At 35.3% G+C, this 16,956-nt stretch carries 14 protein-coding genes; 1 reads left to right on the top strand and 13 read right to left on the bottom strand.

Annotation, left to right across the window (positions count from 1 at the left end):
* Positions 1–235: 235 nt before the first annotated feature.
* From eno to CEF14_RS18205, 12 genes are all read right to left on the bottom strand, one after another.
* A complete protein-coding gene (eno, locus tag CEF14_RS18260) occupies positions 236–1,531 on the bottom strand; it encodes a phosphopyruvate hydratase (RefSeq protein ID WP_102694140.1) in 1,296 nt (431 codons plus the stop codon).
* Between the two features lie 18 nt (positions 1,532–1,549).
* Positions 1,550–3,076: a 2,3-bisphosphoglycerate-independent phosphoglycerate mutase gene (gene gpmI, locus CEF14_RS18255; RefSeq protein ID WP_102694139.1), complete on the bottom strand. Its 1,527-nt coding sequence runs from the start codon at positions 3,074–3,076 to the stop codon at positions 1,550–1,552.
* Positions 3,069–3,830, bottom strand: a complete 762-nt coding sequence (gene tpiA, locus CEF14_RS18250; RefSeq protein WP_102694138.1) for a triose-phosphate isomerase — start codon at positions 3,828–3,830, stop codon at positions 3,069–3,071. The genes gpmI and tpiA overlap by 8 nt, the downstream gene beginning before the upstream one ends.
* A 26-nt stretch (positions 3,831–3,856) precedes the next feature.
* Positions 3,857–5,041: a phosphoglycerate kinase gene (locus CEF14_RS18245; RefSeq protein WP_102694137.1), complete on the bottom strand. Its 1,185-nt coding sequence runs from the start codon at positions 5,039–5,041 to the stop codon at positions 3,857–3,859.
* Positions 5,042–5,282: 241 nt separating this feature from the next.
* On the bottom strand, positions 5,283–6,287 hold the full coding sequence (gap, locus tag CEF14_RS18240) for a type I glyceraldehyde-3-phosphate dehydrogenase (protein WP_102694136.1): 1,005 nt from the start codon (positions 6,285–6,287) through the stop codon (positions 5,283–5,285).
* Positions 6,288–6,414: 127 nt separating this feature from the next.
* Positions 6,415–7,440: a sugar-binding transcriptional regulator gene (locus CEF14_RS18235; protein ID WP_102694135.1), complete on the bottom strand. Its 1,026-nt coding sequence runs from the start codon at positions 7,438–7,440 to the stop codon at positions 6,415–6,417.
* Between the two features lie 169 nt (positions 7,441–7,609).
* Positions 7,610–7,846 (bottom strand): glutaredoxin family protein, encoded by a 237-nt coding sequence (locus CEF14_RS18230; RefSeq protein ID WP_102694134.1) that lies wholly within the window; start codon positions 7,844–7,846, stop codon positions 7,610–7,612.
* Between the two features lie 114 nt (positions 7,847–7,960).
* The gene (locus tag CEF14_RS18225) at positions 7,961–8,656 is read right to left on the bottom strand and encodes a response regulator transcription factor (RefSeq protein WP_102694133.1); all 696 of its coding nucleotides are present in this window, start codon (positions 8,654–8,656) and stop codon (positions 7,961–7,963) included.
* 13 nt (positions 8,657–8,669) lie between these two features.
* Positions 8,670–10,091, bottom strand: coding sequence for a HAMP domain-containing sensor histidine kinase (locus CEF14_RS18220; protein ID WP_102694132.1), 1,422 nt, complete (start codon positions 10,089–10,091; stop codon positions 8,670–8,672).
* Between the two features lie 119 nt (positions 10,092–10,210).
* Positions 10,211–12,787: a YfhO family protein gene (locus CEF14_RS18215; protein WP_102694131.1), complete on the bottom strand. Its 2,577-nt coding sequence runs from the start codon at positions 12,785–12,787 to the stop codon at positions 10,211–10,213.
* On the bottom strand, positions 12,768–13,145 hold the full coding sequence (locus tag CEF14_RS18210) for a GtrA family protein (protein WP_102694130.1): 378 nt from the start codon (positions 13,143–13,145) through the stop codon (positions 12,768–12,770). Before CEF14_RS18210 ends, CEF14_RS18215 begins: the two co-directional genes overlap by 20 nt.
* Positions 13,142–14,164 carry a glycosyltransferase family 2 protein gene (locus CEF14_RS18205; RefSeq protein ID WP_102694129.1) on the bottom strand — a complete coding sequence of 341 codons (1,023 nt, stop codon included), beginning with the start codon at positions 14,162–14,164 and terminating at the stop codon, positions 13,142–13,144. The genes CEF14_RS18210 and CEF14_RS18205 overlap by 4 nt, the downstream gene beginning before the upstream one ends.
* 487 nt (positions 14,165–14,651) lie before the next feature.
* Here CEF14_RS18205 and CEF14_RS18200 point away from each other — a divergent pair, with 487 nt between their 5' ends.
* Positions 14,652–15,269 carry a spore coat protein gene (locus CEF14_RS18200; RefSeq protein ID WP_102694461.1) on the top strand — a complete coding sequence of 206 codons (618 nt, stop codon included), beginning with the start codon at positions 14,652–14,654 and terminating at the stop codon, positions 15,267–15,269.
* 55 nt (positions 15,270–15,324) lie between these two features.
* Here the strand turns inward: CEF14_RS18200 and CEF14_RS18195 are convergent, their stop codons facing one another.
* Complete coding sequence (locus CEF14_RS18195) at positions 15,325–16,842, bottom strand: DHA2 family efflux MFS transporter permease subunit (protein ID WP_102694128.1); 1,518 nt, start codon at positions 16,840–16,842, stop codon at positions 15,325–15,327.
* Positions 16,843–16,956 lie beyond the last annotated feature (114 nt).

The following is a 16,956-nucleotide window of genomic DNA, read 5'->3' as shown; positions in this document are numbered from 1 at the left end:
ACTGTACGTAATGACAACAAAGTTCTACTTTTAGCAGTTACTCAAGCCTATAAAATACACACTTTTCTATTATAGTAACATTCCTAATATATTTTGACGATAAAAAAGTAAAAAAGATACAATATCGACTTTGCTTTAAAAACTGTAGTTCCTACTTTTACTTATGTAGAAAAAGACGCCATCTCCCATTGTATTTTGTGGAAGATAGCGTCTTTAGTATATTTACAACTCTCTCTTATCGATTAATGTTGTAGAAAGATTGAATACCATTAAATTGAGCTGTTGCAGATAATTGATCTTCGATACGAAGTAATTGGTTGTATTTAGCAACACGGTCTGTACGAGATGGTGCACCAGTTTTGATTTGACCAGCATTTGTCGCAACTGCGATATCTGCAATTGTTGTATCTTCTGATTCACCAGAACGGTGAGAGATGATTGCTGTGTAGCCAGCGCGTTTTGCCATTTCGATAGCATCTAATGTTTCTGTTAAAGTACCGATTTGGTTAACTTTGACTAGAATAGCATTGCCAACGCCTTCTTCGATACCGCGAGATAATTTTTTCGTATTTGTTACGAATAAATCATCACCAACTAATTGTACACGGTTACCGATACGTTCAGTCAGCATTTTATGGCCTTCCCAGTCATTTTCATCAAGACCATCTTCAATTGAGATGATTGGATATTTAGAAGTCAGTTCTTCATACCAAGCAACCATTTCTTCAGAAGTTTTTGCAACGCCTTCACCATCTAAGTGGTATTTTCCGTCTTCATCTGAATATAGTTCAGAAGATGCTACGTCCATTGCTAGCATTACTTCTTCACCTGGTTTGTAGCCTGCGCGTTCAATTGCAGTCACAATTGTAGAAAGTGCTTCTTCGTTAGAAGTTAAGTTTGGTGCAAAACCACCTTCATCACCTACTGCAGTGTTGTGACCAGACTCTTTAAGAACTGCTTTTAATGAGTGGAAAATTTCAGCACCCATACGTAATGCGTGGCGGAATGATTCTGCGCCTACAGGCATTACCATGAATTCTTGAATATCTACGTTATTGTCAGCGTGTTCACCGCCGTTTAAGATGTTCATCATTGGAACAGGGAGTTGTTTCGCATTAATACCACCAATGTATTGGTAAAGTGGTAAGTCAAGGTAGTCAGCACCTGCACGAGCAACTGCTAGAGATACACCTAGAATTGCATTAGCACCTAGTTTACCTTTGTTTTCTGTACCATCTAATTCAATCATCATTTTATCGACTGATACTTGATCAAGTACTGAATAGTTTCCGATTAGTTCAGGAGCAATGACATTGTTAACATTATCAACTGCTTTTAAAACACCTTTTCCAAGGTAGCGAGCTTTGTCTCCATCGCGCAATTCTACTGCTTCATATTCCCCAGTAGATGCACCAGAAGGAACGATTGCACGTCCAAAAGCACCTGATTCTGTGAATACTTCTACTTCTACTGTTGGGTTACCGCGTGAATCTAATACTTCACGGGCTTGTACGTCTGTAATAATTGGCATTGTTTAACTCTCCTCAGTTTAAAATAATGGTTTTCCAGTCATTTCAAGTGGTTGTTCCACTCCTAATAATTTTAACATGGTAGGGGCCAAATCGGCTAAAATTCCTCCATTTCTCACCACAATATTTTCTTTTGTGATAATAACAGGGACTGGATTTGTTGTATGAGCTGTCATTGGTTGTCCTTCAAGTGTTACCACTTCATCGGAATTACCATGGTCCGCAGTAATAATTGCTGCTCCACCTTTTGCAAGAAGTGCATCTACTACTCTACCTAAACATTCATCTACTGCTTCGATGGCTTTAACAGTTGGTTCAAGCATACCACTATGACCAACCATATCAGGATTTGCGAAGTTTAAGATAATGCCGTCAAAACGATCTGCTTCGATGGCTTCAACAAGTGCATCTGTTACTTCGTAAGCACTCATTTCAGGTTTTAAATCATATGTTGCGACTTTCGGAGAATTAATCAGAATACGTTCTTCTCCTGGGAATGTTTCTTCACGACCACCACTCATGAAGAAAGTAACATGAGGGTATTTTTCAGTTTCTGCAATACGTAGTTGACGAAGATTATTGTTTGATAATACTTCACCGATGGTATTTTTTAAATCGTCATCATGGAAAGCAATCTCACCGATTACCTTATCACTATATTTCTTAAAACAAATAAATTTCAAGTTTTGTGGATGATTTTCACTAAGTGTAAAACCATCGAATGTTGGATTTGTAAAAGCTGTTGATAATTCAATCGCACGGTCTGGTCGGAAGTTAAAGAAAATCACCGCATCATTTGATTGAATTGTAGCAACTGGTTTGCCATCTTTTTTAATCACAAATGGTATAACAAATTCATCTGTAACATCATTTGCATAAGATGCTTCTACACCTTCTATTGCTGAAGATGCCTCAATACCTTGTGCATCTACTAATACTTTATAAACTTTTTCTTCACGATCCCAGCGGTTATCTCGGTCCATTGCGTAATAACGACCACTAATAGAAGCAAATTGACCTACACCAATTTCAGTCATTTGTCGTTCTGTTTCTTCGATATACCCTACAGCTGTTTTTGGACCTACATCACGTCCATCAAGGAAACCATGAACATATACTTCTTCTAATCCTTGGTCTTTTGCTAATTTCAGTAAGGCAAATAAATGCTCATAATGACTATGAACACCACCGTCTGATAATAGCCCCATGATGTGTAGTTTTGAATGATTTTGTTTAGCGTGTTGAACTGCATCTAATAATGCTTTGTTTGTAAAGAAATCACCGTCTTTAATAGCCTTGTGAATTCTTGTTAAGCTTTGATAGACAATACGTCCAGCACCAATATTAAGGTGTCCAACTTCTGAATTCCCCATTTGTCCCGCTGGAAGTCCTACTGCTTCACCTGATGCTGTTAATGTGTTATGCGGAAAAGAATTCCAATAACGGTCCAAATTTGGTTTCTTCGCTTGCGCTACTGCATTACCGAATATTTCGTCGCGTAAGCCTAAACCATCTAAAATAATTAATGCTACTGGTTTATTAGGCATTTGCCCCGGCCTCCAATAATTTTAAGTATGATTCTGGTTTTAAACTTGCTCCACCAACTAGAGCACCATCAATATGCTCCATTGATAGTAATTCTACTACGTTTTCCGGTTTAACACTACCACCATATTGAATACGAATCATTTCTGCAGCCACTTCGCCTGCTACTTCTTGTACAGTTTTACGAATTGCAGCACATACTTCGTTGGCATCTTGAGCAGTTGCCGTTTTACCTGTACCAATTGCCCAAATTGGTTCATATGCAATAACGGTTTTCGCAACTTGTTCAGCAGTCAAACCTTTTAGTGCCGCGCCTACTTGAGAAGAAACTTTTACAACAGTATTACTTGCTTCACGTTCTTCTAATGTTTCACCTACACAGATAATTGGTGTTAAATGATGAGCAAATGCAGCATGTGCTTTTTTATTTACGCCTTCATCTGTTTCGTTATCGTATTGGCGACGTTCTGAATGCCCTAAAATAACATATTGGACTTTGATATCTTCTAATTGAACTGGGCTGATTTCACCAGTAAATGCCCCTTCGTTTTCATAATGCATCGTTTGAGCACCAATTGCTAGATCTGTACCTTCTGCTTGATTTACAAGTGAAGGTAAAAACAGTGCTGGTGCACAAATAACTGCGTCTACTTGATCTGCTACCGGAACAGATGATTTAACTGCATCTACAAAATCAATTGCTTCAGATAACGTTTTATACATCTTCCAGTTACCTGCAATAATTGGTTTACGCATTGTGAACAACCTCCGTATAGTAAGTATTATTTATCGTTTAATGCGACAACTCCTGGTAACTCTTTACCTTCCATAAATTCAAGAGAGGCACCGCCACCAGTTGAGATGTGATCCATTTTGTCAGCTACATTGAATTTTTCCACTGCAGCTGCTGAATCGCCACCACCAATAATTGTATATCCTTTTGTTTCTGCTACTGCTTTAGCAACTACTTTTGTACCATTTGCAAAAGGATCCATTTCAAATACACCCATAGGTCCATTCCAAATGACTAATTTTGAGCTTTTAATAACATTTGCATATTCTGCTGCTGTTTTTGGTCCGATATCTAGTCCCATCCAATCGCTTGGAATTTGATCAATATCAACAACTTTTGTTTCTGCATCTTTTGAAAATTCGTTTGCTACCACAGCATCCACTGGCATATGTAATTGAACGCCTTTTTCAGCTGCTTTTTCGATAAATGTTTTCGCTAATTCGATTTTATCTTCTTCTAATAATGATTTACCGATATCATAACCTTGTGCTTTTGAGAATGTATAAGATAAACCACCACCAATGATTAAGTGATCTACTTTTTCTAGAAGATTTTCAATTACACCGATTTTATCTTTAACCTTTGCACCACCGATAATAGCAGTGAATGGGCGTTCTGGATTTGATAATGCTTTACCTAAAACATCAATTTCTTTTTCCATTAAAAGACCAGAAACTGCTGGTAAAAATTCTGCAATTCCTGCTGTTGTGGCATGTGCACGATGTGCCGCACCAAATGCATCATTGACATAAACGTCTGCTAATTTTGCGAAGCTTTCAGCAAGTGCAGGATCGTTCTTTTCTTCACCTTTATGGAAGCGAACGTTTTCTAATAGAACAATATCACCATCGTTCATGTTTCCTACAGCTTGTTCCACTGTTTCACCGATAGATTCATCTAGTTTTGTGACAGGTTTACCCATAAGTTCTGAAAGACGTTCACCAACAGCTGTTAAGCGTAGTTCTTCTTTTACTTCACCTTTTGGACGTCCTAGATGGCTAGCTAAAATTACTTTTGCCCCTTTTTCTACTAAATAAGAGATTGTAGGAAGCGCTGCTCGAATACGAGTGTCATCGGTAATTTTGCCATCTTCCATTGGTACATTGAAATCCACACGTACAAATACGCGTTTTCCTTTCACTTCAATATCATTCATTGTCTTTTTTTGATACATAATCGTGCTTCCTCCAATTATCTATAGCCTTTTCAATTATGATGAAATAAGCATATAACTTTAATCATATTATGATGAACAAATAGAGCTTCTTCAAACGTTTCAAGTTATTTCGAATATTTTCAGAAATGAATGAAGCGCTTACTTATTTCATAAAAAAAGGAGAAGTACAAAAAATGCTTCTCCTTTTTACCCTAATCCATTATATACATATGTTTACTTTATGGCTATTGTTTTTGAATTACAAACCTTGTTTTGCCATGTATTCAGCTAAATCAACGACGCGAGTAGAATAACCAGATTCATTATCATACCAAGCTAATACTTTTACAAGATTTCCTTCAAGAACCATTGTAGAGAGACTATCTACTGTAGATGAAGATCTATTACCGTTATAATCGATTGATACTAATGGTAATTCAGAATATGCTAGAATACCTTTTAATTGATTTTCTGATGCTTCTTTTAAAGCCGCGTTTACTTTTTCTGGCGTTACGTCTTTTTCCAATTCTACAACTAAGTCTACTAGTGATACATTTGGTGTTGGCACGCGAATAGCCATTCCATCAAGTTTACCTTTCAGTTGTGGTAAAACTTTTGCGACTGCAACAGCAGCACCTGTAGTAGTTGGAATCATTGATTGCGCAGCTGCACGAGCACGGCGGTAATCCTTATGTGGAAGGTCTAATATTTTTTGGTCATTTGTGTATGAGTGAACAGTTGTCATCATACCTCGTTTAATGCCAAATTGTTCATCCAATACTTTTGCTACTGGAGATAGGCAGTTTGTTGTACAAGAAGCATTTGATACAACTACATCATTTGCTGCATCATATTGTTCGTTGTTAACACCCATTACATAAGTTGGCATGTTTTTGCCTGGAGCAGATACGATTACTTTTTTAGCGCCTGCTTCTACGTGTTTATGTGCATCTTCATAGTTCGTAAAGCGACCTGTAGATTCTACTACAATATCAACGTCTAATTCTCCCCAAGGAAGTTTTGCAGGATCTGTTTCAGCATAGACACGAACATTTTTGCCATCTACTACAAGGTATTCACCTTCAGATGTTACTTCTGCATCAAAAGCGCCGTGAACTGAATCATATTTTAAAAGATGAGCAAGCATTGCTGCGTCAGTTAAATCATTTACCGCTACAATTTCAATATCTTGACGTTTGATCGCTGTACGGAAAACTAATCGTCCAATACGTCCAAATCCATTAATCGCTAATTTTAAAGTCATAATCTATTCCTCCATTTAATGAGTTGATCTCAAATATTCGGGTTGTAAAACACTAACTTCAAGATTGAGAAAGAAATAATTCAACTAACCATCAGCGGTTTGAAGATCCACTGATAAAAATTTCACTTTATAGTAAGAGAAGCATTTCTTCAGCAGCAGCTGAATCTGTAATTAATACAGATTGCTTTGCTCCTTGTTTAAAGTAAGACAAAATGGCTTTAGCCTTATTCTTCCCACCTGCAACAGCAATAATACTTTTACATCTATTTACTTGTTCTAATTGGATTCCTACAGTACGAATTCTTTGTACTACCTTTCCATGTTCATCAAAATAATAGCCAAAGGCCTCACTGACAGCCCCTTTATCGATTAAAGCTTGTTTTTCCTCTTCACTTGATTCACGTCTTACTGCCATTTCAAGTGCTAAGCCAATACCATGAATGACGATATCTGTTTGATCATATAGAGAAAGCATTTCTTTTACGATTGGTTCTTCAACAAGTGCATTATAAGCTGTCTCGCTTAAATGTTCTGGTAAGTACAAAGTACGATATGCATTACCAGTGTTTCCTGCAAATGTTGCAGCAATGGTGTTTGCTTGTAGTCTCATCTCAACTCCCATACCACCTCTGGCAGCAATAAAGTTTAAATCTGTTAACTCTTCTGAAGGAGTAAGACTATCTGCAATGGCAGCTAATGTACTTCCACCTGTTACAGCGACGATTTTGCTCTGCTTTGCTACTAATTCTAATTGTTTTGCCGCTTCCAACCCTAACAATGATTTAATAGAAGGAACTTCATCAAGATTTCCATCTACTATGATCACTTTTTGGATACCAAGCTTCCGAATTAGCTGTTTTTCCATTGTAGAAATCCCTGACCATTCATACACGAGAGGCTTTAACACTTCTAATACTTCCAATCCTAAATTAGAAATTCTCATACCAGATCGACTAGCTATGATCAACCCTTGCTCACGTAGCAAATCAGTTTCCTTACGTACTTCTCTTTCTGCTACAGAAAGATTATCTGCAAGCCCCCTTCTTCCGATGGGACCCAACATTTCGATCATTTGTAAAAAACGATATCGAGTATGAAGAAGCTCAGACATTTCAGGCATTATTTTCAATTGAGCTTCAGATAATGTTGTCATGTCTTTTAACTCTCCTTCTCACTTGTGGGATGTATTTTATCCCACTGAAAATTATTATGTCCCACTTACTGCAAAAAAATATACTTCCTGATTTGAGTATACAATTTCATGTCATCATATGCAACTTAAATTCACCATGAAACGAGAAGAATAGACATGATAACCTATTCTATTCTTCTCCAATTCCTTCTAACAAAGTTATATAATCCAGGACACCATACTGAATAATCTGCCCATTTTTTTCAACAACAGGAATCATCAACATATATTTTTCATGGAGTGCATCATCCTCTTCAATGTTCAGTTCTTTAATCTGAAAAGGAATATCTTCACGTACCAAATTCAGCATACGTTTACCATCTTCGCAAAGCCCACAATTTGGTCTGCTATAATATGTAATTTCCATAATTATGATGTTCCTCTCTTTTATATTTTTTATATATTATAAACAAAAATACTCGATTGATACCTAAAGTAATAACGAGGCGTAACGATTAATAATTGGTACAACAGACTAATCTCAAATTAAATTCAAACGATAGCCAGCTCCCCATACTGTTTCAATAATCTTAGGATTATTACTATCTTCTTCAATTTTTTCACGTATTCGATTAATGTGTACTGTCACAGTTGAACTATCCCCTATATAGCCGTATCCCCAAATTTTCTCAAAGATTTGCTCTTTAGAAAAGACGATATTTGCATTTTCTGCCAAGAAGACAAGTACTTCAAATTCCTTATTAGGAAACTTTACTTCCTCATTGTTCACAAATACTTTCCAACTTTTTTTCAATATCTTGATGTGTCCAATTTGGATGATGTTATCTGTTTTCTCATTATTATGATGAACTAATCTTTCATAACGAGCGATGTGAGCTTTTACGCGTGCTACAAGTTCTGCAGGATCAAATGGTTTTGAAATGTAATCATCTGCCCCAAGTCCTAACCCTCTAATTTTATCAATTGATTCTGTCTTGGCTGTCACCATTAGAATGGGTACATCTGATTCAGCACGTATTTCTTTGCAAAGTTCATAACCATTCTTTCCGGGAAGCATAATATCTAGAATCAATAAATCAAAATGTTCTTGATTTAGTAATTGGTGTACAGAATTACCATCCTGAATGATCCGCGTTTCAAATCCATCAATTTCTAGATAATCTTGTTCTAACATTGCAATTTCGCTATCATCTTCTGCAATTAATATTTTATACATAGTCTTCCCTCAATTAATAAATAGTTGGCAATGTAATAATGATATTCAGCCCATCCTGATTTGCAGCTGAAATTGTACCACCATGTTCTTCGATAATATATTTGGATGTATATAATCCTAGTCCATTTCCTTCGTTTTGGCTATTACGTGATTCATCACCACGATAGAATTGTTCGAATAGACGTGACAACTTACCTTCATCTACCCCTTTACCATTATCTTTGATTTCAAGTACTTCTAAACGATTGATTTTTGATAAAGTCACAGTAATTTTCAACTGTTCACTTTCTGCATATTTTAGACTGTTTTCAATGATATTAATTAGCACACGTTTAATTAATACCGTATCGATTTCGACATTATGTTCTTCTTTTGTTGAGAAAAATGCCAATTTAACTTGTTTGTTTGCAAGATCATCACGAATTTCATCAACAAATTGCTCTAGAAATAAATCAAAAGCTAGTGTTTTCTTAACAAAGGGCATATTACCAGTTTCTAAATTCGAAAAATCAAAAAGCCGTTGAAGTAACACATCCATATCACCTGCTTTGTTATAGGCAATAGTTAGATATTGATGTTGCTTTTCTGGTGTTTTCGCAACTCCATCTAATAAGCCTTTAATATAACCTTTTACAGAAGTTAACGGGGTACGCAAATCATGTGAAATCCCAGAAATCATGTCAGTTCTAGCCTTTTTATATTTTTCATTGCGTTCTCTTTCTTCTAGTAAATGACTTTGCATTTGGTTAAACGTGCCACATAGTAATTCAAACTCTTCAATCCCTTCGTAGACGATGGGTTCTCGAAGATTACCTGCCTCAATACGTTTTTCTGCTTCTATTAGATGGTTGATGGGTTCTGTTACTTTCTTCACCAAACGTTTTGTAAACATTTGACTAATAACAATAATAATCATCATCGCAACTAACCCAATAATAAAATACATTCCAAATATTGTTTCCAATCCACCATGGTCGAGAATGGTCCAGAATGATTTTTTCTTAATATTGATGGAGATCAAATCATAATGACGCCCATTCACATCAAATCCTTTACGAACAATCGTTGCGTAATCCCAATGATATACTGCATTTAATTGTCCTTTTTTTACTTTACGTAATCCTTCAATATATTCAGATTCATTGTTTTTTAAATTGGAATAGATAATGTTTTGGTCCTTTGCTACGTATAAATGATATCCATACTTCGAAAATTCTCTACTAATTCCTTGCCAATCTGGATTGGTAGTCTTCATGTTATTAAATATAGTCTGTATTTCATAGACATTCTTATTTAATTGCACTTTATCGATTCGATTATCAATATAATCTTTGTTAAAAATACTAACGAGTGTCCCACCCACTATAAACAATAACATTAAGGGGAGTAATACCATAAGCGTATTGGATTGGAAAATCACTTTATTTATTTTCATTTTACGTCTCCCCCAAATGCTTTTTTAGCTTTAATCTCCTTGTTGAAGTCTGTATCGCCACTAGCTGTGACTTATTTACACACTACTTTCCTTTCAAGCTTTCACACAGCCCAATTTCCTTATAGGTTTATTCTCTTTCGTTGTCGATACTCTCCATATATAAAGAGTACAAGTGAAATAAACGAGATCCACAAACAGATTGTCCAATAAGGTGGTTGATAATCTAGTTCAACTCTATTTCCCCCGTTTGTTAATGGAATACCAATAAACGCATAGTTTACTTTTTCTATCGCTACTTTCTTTCCATTAATATGTGCTACCCAACCTTTTTCATAAGGAATTGGTGTTACTAACATTTGATGAGGTTTAGTTGCATTTACGACTCCATTCGCATGATTATTTTGCCATTTGATAGCTGCACGCTTACTGTTTTTTAATGCATCGGCAAGTGTAGCGTAGCTTTCTTCATAAACATGAAGTTTATTTAAACGATACTTTCCTTTTGCTAAGCGAATATGGACGAGATTTGCTCGATTAACGGCAAATGTTAAGTCATTGTACCCTGTTCGATAGATAGAGTCTGACTTTTTACGAGTCGTTTGGTCTTCATTGACATTAAGCGTAAATGTTTCCTTTTTATGAATACCTTCTATATAGAAATTAACATAGAGATCTTTTGTATTAGGAGAAGGTGTTATGTGGAGATCTATTCCTCCGTTATCCTTCCTTACATCTAAAATATCACCATTCCAATTTGCATGAACTGTACGTATTTTTTTAATAGGTGTCTCAGGTACTTTTGATACTTTTGTATTCTGCGTATCCTCCGTTATGACGCCTCGTAGCATTGCATGTTCTTTCGCCAATACAGGTTGACTTTCCAGGTCTTTCGCTGAAAATAAAGTATTCGTTACACGAAAAGCAGGTAATAATGCTTTATTCTCGTAGACATTATAATTTGGAGAACGTTTCACCAAATGATAATGATAAGGAATCGATAGATTTGTATTCTTTCGCATATAAAACTGTGATTGCCATAAAGACATTAAGTTTGTTCTCGCTCCCATAGTTGCATATCTACTAACACTTTCCCTCTCCATATCAATTTGGAGGTCTTTTTGATACATATTGAGAATATCACCATTCAACACACTTGAATAAACGCTTATCCCTTTAAAGTTTTGCACAATTGGTGTGTTATTTCGATCTTCTACCATCCAATCGATTCTTGAACGATCGCTTGATAAATGACGTTTCATATATTGAATTAAACGATTTTGTTCAGGTGCATTATAATTATCTGATTCCATGAATTGTTTTGTTGAAGCATATGAATTCTGCTCTACTTCGGTTAAACGAATTGCTTGAAACACATTGGCATACCCTAGCACAAAAATTACTACTAGTAAGATAACGGTATTTTGAGATTTTCGCTTTGCAAATAGATAGCTAATTCCAATCATCCATAGAGCCGTCATAACAAAAATAATACTTTCTTTTCCCCACTTAAAGGTTGGGTCAATCATACTAATGATGATCATGAATAATAAAAACATACCGGATATTCTTTTAACTTGTCTTACTTCCCAATATTGAACATGATCCACTGCAACTGCAAATGCACCAGCATAGCCTAAAACGACAATTGCTTCCCAACGGTTTTGCGGAGCTGAAAAACCATTAAACATGCTGCCTACATGGGGGATAAAGTGCAAAACAGTCCCACCAATTGCAATAATGGCAAAGAATCGAAATGGTTGGTTTTGGTATAACTTTTTCATACATAACACTACCACTATAAAGACAGGTAACCAAAGAATTCGTGGATTAGATACAATATTATCTTGAAGATCTATTAATGGGATTGCGTCTTTATATGGCGGACGAGAGTTATGTAGGAAACCAATAGCCGCTGGTATAAATGCAAAACATCCAATTCCTAATCCTAACAATCCACCACTTACGTAACGTTTTAATTGTTTTTTTACTGAAAGTTCATGCTGTGAACAATGAACGAAAAAACGAACGATTATATAAAAGAAACCAATTAGTAAATTCACATAAGCTAAATAGAAATTATTGATAAAAATAAGCGCAACCGCAACTACGAATGTAGTTGATGATTCTTTTCGTATAATTTTCTCAATACCTATTAATAATAAAACAAGCCAAAACATTGCATCTGTTAAGATATCCCAATACATTTCATGGCGATAAAACAAGGGACTTAATCCATAAATAATCGCTCCAACATACGCAGCTTTTTTGGATAACTTCATCGTTTTAAAATAATGGTACGCAACAAGTAAGATGGAAGTTTGTTTTAAAATACTCATAGGCAAAATGAGTTGTACCCAAGTATTTAAATTCACTTGATACTTTGTCATAGATTCCACTATAAATAACAATGATGCGATTATTAAAAAGAAGATATTTGTGGAGAAATAATAAGCTAGTTGAGAAAAAATACCTCCACCGATTCCAAAATTATCTGCATAAAAGAAGTTTCCTTGAGCATAGTTTTTATAAATGAATTGCTTGAAAGGCAACATTTGTGACAGACCATCGTTAACGCCTTTCATCAGCAATCCATTCGGCTGTTGCCCAATAAAAAAGCTATGTGCCATGATTGAAATAAGGAGCATACTTCCTATAAGTAAGCCTCTTTCTTTCCATCTAGATTGGTTTTGAAACACGAATTACCCTCCTAGTGACAATAAATGTAATCGGTACACTCACGATAGCTGTTGCAATCGGTGCGAGATATGCTGACATATGCAACATGTTAACAAATAGTACGAGGCAAAGTAATTGCACAATAGTATTTGTAATTTGTGTAAGTGGAAATAGTAAAAACGACTTCCATGAAGGTTTTTCTTTATATGTAAAAAATACATTGAGAAAATAGGAGCCGATCATACTTAAAACTGTCGCTATAATATGACTAGGTAAATAATTTATATGGTATATTGAGTAGAACAGTACATACCACGCATAATAGTGTGCAGTATTGATACCACCCACTATTATAAATTTAAACAATTCCTTATTCATCGTTGTTCCTCTTTTGTTCTATACGAAATTCCATTTTTGGTGAAGATCATTCTAATATCTTCTGGTGATACATCGCGTGGTACTTTTTTAGATGGACTTTGCATATTCGATTCTTCAACAATATAGTGAGGACGGTGTTTTGCTTCATTATAGATACGTCCAATATATTCACCAATAATCCCCAAACTTAGAAGTTGTATACCACCTAGTAAAAGAACCGCTGAAATTGTCGTAAAATATCCAGGCACTGTTATTCCTTTAGTAACAATTCCAACGAATGTTGTTGCAATATACAATAATCCACAAAACAATATAAAAACACCTATATATAAACAAGCTCGGAGTGGCTTTGTATTAAATGATAATATTCCATCCAATGCATACGAAAACAAATCTGAAAAAGACCACTTACTTTCCCCAAATTGACGTTCTACGTTGTCATAATGGAATGTTTTTTTGGACAAACCAATCCATTCATACAAACCTTTTGAAAAACGATTATTTTCACTTAATTGTAATAAGGAATCAACCGCTTTACGACTTAACAAACGAAAATCTCCAGCACCATTTTCTAGTTGCACTTCACTTAACTTGTTTACGGAAGAGTAAAATATACCTGTCAAAAGACGATGAATTTTAGATTCTCCTTTTCGATTTCGACATGCTACCACTTGATGGTAACCTTGTTCATATCCTTTAATCATTTCTTGTACTAATGATGCAGGATGTTGTAAATCACTATCCATTAATATAACTGCATCTCCTGTTGCGTTTTGTAATCCCGCATAAATTGCGGCCTCTTTTCCGAAATTACGAGAAAACGAAACATACTTTACTTGCTTATCATGAGTGGCTATTTCTTTTATTTTTTCTAATGTTCGATCTGTACTCCCATCATTTACTAGTAATATTTCATATATATAATCTATTGTGTTAAACTCACCTACAATTGATTTATATAATCTTTCAATATTTTCTTCCTCGTTAAACGCTGGGAGAATGAATGTTATTTTCTTCACTTTTTGCACCTCAGTTAGAATGTCAATTTCGTTTTGTCTATTAATGACCTATTTTGTTATTCCCTTTATGTATTATTTATTATAAAAAGCATTTCTTAACGGATTCATAAAAAAAGATAAACAAATTATTAACAAATCAAAAATAATTATTAATTGTTTAAATGAATCCATTTCATAAACTGATTTTCATCTTAAAAATACGAATGATTACTAAGTAATAACTTTGCTTTCCACTAGAAGATTGGCTTCAATTTCTTAGTAAAAATGCATCGTGCAGCTATTCACGAAATAAGCATTCCAATCCATGAAACAGATAACTTAAGTCCATAAAACTTTTTGGTCCCCAAAAACATTTTAAATCGTTATTCGAAAATTTTATTTTAGATGTATTGAAGTGAAGTCATAGTCCATACTATTTCTGCGTGACATAAGCGCTTAACTTAAATAAGGAGGTACTATTTTGACTCAACAACAATCACAAAATCAGATGAATAACAATCCAATGTATCATGTGGACTCAGCTAAGTTCAATCATGGTGGTCATGAAGTAATGGATATGCACGAAACGCTATCCACAATTGTTGGTGGATTAAATCAATGCGTATTATTACGCGATCAAATCCAAGATACCGAACTGCGCGATATTTTAGACCGCCAGTACAAATTCAGCGTAGATGAGTACAATACATTGGTGGAGTGTTTTAAAACAGGACGTGATCCTTCTCGTCCTACTGGGCATTATGAAATGAAGGAAAACAACAAATTCACTTATGGTGTAAAAGCGGGCCAACCGACGAAACCAATTACACAAGCTAGCGAGATTAGTGATGAAATTATTTCAGGATTTCTTCTTGGAATCCACAAAGAGATGGCTACAGTTAAACTAGCTACAGCATTGGAAACAACAAATCCCGTTGTACGTCGTGTTTTAGCCGACTCGATTCCAAACTGCATTGAAATGGCATACGAAGTGTCAATTTACCAAAACAGAAAAGGCTACTACCAAGTTCCACAGCTGTCCCCTCAAGATATGGCGACAATGACAAATTGTTTTGGTGAAGCGACTACAAGTACATCTTCTCACCAACCATCTCAATTTAACTAATACAAATTGAAAAAGCTCTCGACAAAATACTGTCGAGAGCTTTTTTGTGATTTCATTATTTTTGCACTTGTGCTTCTTTATTTACTTTAACACGTTTAAGGAACAGAGAAAGTATTAGGGCTACAGCTGAAATACCTGTAGCGACCATAAACGTATAGTTAATACCGTCTAACAACGAAGTTTGAATGATATGTGCTTTTAATTGTGCCATTTGTTCTGCTGTTGGTGAAGAAGGCGCTTGACCAGCTTCTGCTGCTGCTTTTGCTGCTTTAACTGCTTTTGCTTTTGCTTCAGCTGCTAATTCAGTCGCTCTAGTTTTAATATGATTATCCATTATTGTTACAAGAATCGCAGTTCCAATAGCACCAGACACTTGTTGTGCTGTATTATTAATTGCTGTACCATGTGGATTTTTCTTCATTGGTAGTTGGTTTAAACCATTCGTCATGATTGGCATCATAACCATTGACATCCCCAACATACGAACAGTATAGACAGAAATAATGTACGCATAACTTGAATCCATTTTTAATTTTGTTAAGAAATACGTAGAAACCGTCATAATAGTTAAACCAATAAACGCTAAAACACGTGGACCAAATTTATCGAATAATTTACCAGTAATTGGTGACATAATTGCCATAACAAGAGCACCTGGTAACATCATCAAACCCGCGTGGAAAGGAGAAATATGTCTCACATTTTGAACATATGCAGGTGTTAGAATCATGCCTGAGAACATCGCTACTGAAACCACAATAGAAATAACAGAAGCTAATGCGAACATTGGATATTTATATATACTAATATCTAGTAATGGTTCTTCCATTTTCAATTGTTTAATAATGAAAATGATGAGAGAGATTGCACCTACAACAATTGTGCCGTATACCCATGGACTACTCCAACCTTTATCCCCAGCTACACTAAAACCATATAATAGGCCACCAAAGCCTATTGTTGAAAGTACTAATGACAAGTAATCTAGTGAAACTTTACGAGTTTCCATGACATTTTGTAATTTCCAAATACCAAATAATAGACTAAGTACGGCAAATGGAATAATCATTTCGAATAACATACGCCAATCGTGGTGTTCTACAATATAACCAGACAATGTTGGTCCAATAGCAGGTGCTGCAATCATTACAAGACCAAACATCCCCATTGCTGTACCACGTTTCTCGATTGGGAAGCTTGTAAGCATAACATTCATCAATAATGGAGAAATGGCTGCTGAACCAGCTGCTTGTATCATACGTGCAGTAATCAGTACGCCAAAGTTTGGAGCAAGAGCTGCCAAAATTGTACCGATTGTAAAGATTGACATTGCTGTAATAAACAAATTGCGGTTTTTAAATCTTACAACAAAAAAAGCTGATGCCGGTATTAAGACACCACTTACGAGCATATACCCTGTTGTTAACCATTGTACCTGTGAATAGGTTATATCAAAATCTTTCATAATCGTTGGTAAAGCTACGTTCATCAACGTATTATTTAAAAAAGAAACAAAAGCACCTATAAACAGGATCGCAATCATGCCATAAGGTGGTTTTTTCTGTAAGTCCATTATTTCCCCTCACTCTTTCTATTTATATTCTTGTATTTTGTGATGATTTATATTTTATACTGACGGTCTAATTTTTTCAACAAAAAAATGTCACCAAACTTAGAACGTTGATTT

The sequence above is a fragment of the Rummeliibacillus pycnus genome (genome assembly GCF_002884495.1).
Taxonomy (GTDB): Bacteria; Bacillota; Bacilli; order Bacillales_A; family Planococcaceae; genus Rummeliibacillus; species Rummeliibacillus pycnus.
The sequence above is the reverse complement of the archived record's forward strand: the minus strand, read 5'-3'. Positions and strand labels throughout refer to the sequence as shown.

Bases quoted from the DNA above. Each gene is read 5' to 3' on its own strand.
- tpiA (WP_102694138.1), bottom strand. From the start codon at position 3,830: ATGCGTAAACCAATTATTGCAGGTAACTGGAAGATGTATAAAACGTTA.
- CEF14_RS18195 (WP_102694128.1), bottom strand. From the start codon at position 16,842: ATGGACTTACAGAAAAAACCACCTTATGGCATGATTGCGATCCTGTTT.
- gpmI (WP_102694139.1), bottom strand. From the start codon at position 3,076: ATGCCTAATAAACCAGTAGCATTAATTATTTTAGATGGTTTAGGCTTA.
- CEF14_RS18235 (WP_102694135.1), bottom strand. From the start codon at position 7,440: ATGACAACATTATCTGAAGCTCAATTGAAAATAATGCCTGAAATGTCT.
- CEF14_RS18200 (WP_102694461.1), top strand. From the start codon at position 14,652: ATGAATAACAATCCAATGTATCATGTGGACTCAGCTAAGTTCAATCAT.
- gap (WP_102694136.1), bottom strand. From the start codon at position 6,287: ATGACTTTAAAATTAGCGATTAATGGATTTGGACGTATTGGACGATTA.
- CEF14_RS18220 (WP_102694132.1), bottom strand. From the start codon at position 10,091: ATGAAAATAAATAAAGTGATTTTCCAATCCAATACGCTTATGGTATTA.
- CEF14_RS18245 (WP_102694137.1), bottom strand. From the start codon at position 5,041: ATGTATCAAAAAAAGACAATGAATGATATTGAAGTGAAAGGAAAACGC.
- CEF14_RS18225 (WP_102694133.1), bottom strand. From the start codon at position 8,656: ATGTATAAAATATTAATTGCAGAAGATGATAGCGAAATTGCAATGTTA.
- CEF14_RS18210 (WP_102694130.1), bottom strand. From the start codon at position 13,145: ATGAATAAGGAATTGTTTAAATTTATAATAGTGGGTGGTATCAATACT.
- eno (WP_102694140.1), bottom strand. From the start codon at position 1,531: ATGCCAATTATTACAGACGTACAAGCCCGTGAAGTATTAGATTCACGC.
- CEF14_RS18230 (WP_102694134.1), bottom strand. From the start codon at position 7,846: ATGGAAATTACATATTATAGCAGACCAAATTGTGGGCTTTGCGAAGAT.